The sequence below is a fragment of the Schlesneria paludicola DSM 18645 genome (assembly GCF_000255655.1).
Classification (GTDB): domain Bacteria; phylum Planctomycetota; class Planctomycetia; order Planctomycetales; family Planctomycetaceae; genus Schlesneria; species Schlesneria paludicola.
In genome coordinates this window covers 1-558 of the sequence record NZ_AHZR01000103.1, presented here as the reverse complement: position 1 = coordinate 558, position 558 = coordinate 1, and the positions used below count along the sequence as shown (strand labels likewise).

General features: G+C 55.4%; 1 protein-coding gene. It reads right to left on the bottom strand.

Going from position 1 to position 558, the window contains the following annotated elements; genetic code table 11:
* Positions 1-558, bottom strand: a 558-nt coding sequence (locus tag OSO_RS0100180; RefSeq protein WP_010581598.1) for a reverse transcriptase domain-containing protein, incomplete at both ends; no start/stop codon positions are given.

Here is a 558-nt window from a genome sequence, read left to right as displayed (position 1 = left end):
CCCAGGTCATCCGGCGGGCGCGCTGCGACCTGCGCCGTAGCACGCATAACCAGATTTGCTGGATCGCAGTACGGAACTGAAACAAGCGGGTCGAGTTCAAGGGAATTGCGTGGTAGTTGCACCACCCCTTGTAGACACTCGACAACCAGGAGCCGACTTCCGCCAGATCCCAGTGAACCATTCGTTTCAGCTTGTCTTTCAGTTCGATGAGCTTGCCTTTGAGCTTCTTTAACGCCGAGATGCGGCGGATGGTGAAATCGCCCTTGCTGGTTTTCCCGCTGATGTGCGTGAATCCCAGAAAATCGAATGTCTCAGGAGGACCTTCGCCGCGTTTTGATCGTCGTTCAGCCGCAAAGCGACCGAACTCAAGCAGACGCGTCTTCTCGGGGTGCAGTTCCAAGTGAAACTTGGCAAACCGTTCCTTGAGTGCTCCGAGGCAGCATTTTGCATCGATCTCCTCTTGGAAACCGAGAACGAAATCGTCGGCATAACGCACGATGATGACTTCTCCCACCGCATGGCGCTTTCGCCATGCGGCCACCCACAGATCCAGAACAT